This window comes from Acetobacter pomorum, from assembly GCF_002738225.1.
In the GTDB taxonomy this organism is placed as follows: domain Bacteria; phylum Pseudomonadota; class Alphaproteobacteria; order Acetobacterales; family Acetobacteraceae; genus Acetobacter; species Acetobacter pomorum.
The window spans coordinates 1-2425 of the sequence record NZ_PEBQ01000101.1 but is presented as its reverse complement, the minus strand read 5'-3'; the positions used below and the strand labels follow the sequence as shown (position 1 = coordinate 2425).

At 43.1% G+C, this 2425-nt stretch carries 1 protein-coding gene; it reads left to right on the top strand.

What is annotated here, in order from left to right; all coding sequences use genetic code 11:
• The coding region (locus CSR02_RS07590; protein WP_143225556.1) for an autotransporter-associated beta strand repeat-containing protein at window positions 1–2425 on the top strand (2425 nt) is incomplete at both ends.

Here is a 2425-nt window from a genome sequence, read left to right as displayed (position 1 = left end):
CGGACTTTGACCTTGGCCAGGCCGGCACAGAAGGCGGTGCTCAGAACGATCTGATTAAGGTCGGAGGGGATCTGACACTCGGCGGGACGATCGATGTCACCGCCGATCCCGCCTCCGGCACTACACTCTCAGAAGGCGTCTATCGTCTCTTTGATTACGCTGGCACCCTTAGTGTATCTACAGCTCTTTCTTCTACCTTACCTATCAATGCAGGAGATAAAGCATCAATTCAGACTGTAATCCCTGGGAAAGTAAATCTCGTTGTTTATGGAACCCAAACTAACATATGGAATGGCTCGGCCACTCAAGATCCGGCAGGCAATTTAACTGCGGGGTCTGGTACATGGAATATAAGCAACAACAACTGGACAGACTTGGGCGTTCAGGTGGATCATGCATGGAATGCGGGTGAAGAAGCCATATTTAAAGGCACCTCAGGCACCGTAACAGTTGACGATAGTTCCGGTCAGGTCACTGTCGGAAGCATGGATTTTGAAAATACGGATGGGAATACTTATACAATTACTGGGGGGGCTTTACAGGCATCTGGATCAACATTGGCAGTTAATGTTGGTTCTTCCGGTAAAGCGGAAATTGATTCCGTCATACAAGATGCATCTGGTCAAAGCACCGATTTAGTTAAAACTGGTGATGGCACTTTAACATTAGCTGGAGTTAACACCTATACAGGCAAAACTGAAGTGCAAGAAGGTGTGTTAGCTGTTTATATGGGTAATGACGCACTGTATAATAGTAGCAATGTTGATATAGATAAATCAGGAACTTTGTCTCTATTATACCAAGATACAGATCCTGATCTCGAGTTTGATGTTAAAAGTTTAGACGGTTCTGGCGCGATTACAACAAACGCAAGCAATAATAATGTTGTTGTTGCTTTGGAAGATGCAAGCGGTACTTATTCTGGTAACGCATCTACCAGTATTGATGTTGCATCAGGTGCTGAAACATTTGGCGGAGGAACTGTCAATGGATTAGAAAGTTCCTCTAATGCCAATATAGTAATTTCGGCAAACGGAGAGCAGGATATTGCTCACAATATGACATTTTCTATTGAGGGTTGCTTAGAACTTGATGGCACATTAAATATCGAAGGAACAGGTAATGTAAGCGACGTAATTGTGGATGGAGAGGTTAAAGGTTCCGGTGGATTAAATATTTCTGCAGCATCAGGTGCAGAGTTCTTTTTAATATTAAATGGAGAGAGAAGTTATACTGGTTTGACGACAATAGGTTCGGATAGCGCTTTAATGCTAGAAGACGACAATTCTCAAATGACAGGCAATATGTCGTCATCAAAAATTATAGATAACGGATTATTATTTTTCGCATCAGCTCCGAATATAAACGATGTTCAAACACTATCCGCGCCTATATCAGGCGATGGAACTATTGTTGTTGCCAATGATAAGCTTTTCATAACTGGCGGGAATACATTAAATGCCACTTCTGATAATAATAAATTATTAACCAACCTTACTGAAGGTAGTTCAATTCTTGCATCAGGCTCTACAATTATAACTTCATCTAATGGATTGGGGCAGGGGAAGGTTGCTCTTTTTTCTAATTCTAATCTAGATATTTCACAAAATTATGACGCTTTAATAAGCAATATAATATTTGATTCTGGGTCCAAGGATGGGTCTCTATCAAAAGATGGCACAGGCAATGTCACTTTGAATGGCCTGAATACCTATGGCGGGGGAACCACAATAAATGAAGGAGGTTTGACCGCTGGTAATAACTCTGCTTTTGGGTCTGGTGCGATCACCATGGCAGATGGCACGGAATTGTCGTATGCCTCTGATGGATTGAACTTAAGTAATATTTTCCAGTTAAATGGAAAATCCTCAATAAATGTGCAATCTGACCAGAGCGACACTATAACAGGTGTTATTGGTGATGGGGCTTCATCAGGAACGCTTATTAAAATAGGGACAGGCACACTTTCATTACTTGGAGCCAATACCTATACTGGCGGAACTGATATTGCTTTAGGATCCATTGCAATCAATGGCCCTTCATCTCTTGGAACGGGTTCAGTTGAAATGGACGAAGGCACATCGCTTTCTTTCCTGTCTGACGGTACCAATCTTTCCAACAATATTACTCTTAGCGGTGATCCGACATTCGATGTCCAAAGCGGGAATACTGATACCGAAAGTGGTATTATCTCAAACGGATCCGAAGCAGGTGATCTTGTCAAAACGGGATCTGGCACCCTTAATCTTAAAGGCAACAACACCTACACCGGCACTACGGAAGTTTCTGCAGGAACATTGGATGTAGATGGGGATGCCAGCGCATCTACCGGTCAGGTTAGTGTAGACAGTGGTGCGGCCTTGGGCGGTACTGGCACGATAGGTGGTAGTGTTGATATTGCTGAAGGTGCAACTCTTGGGGCTGG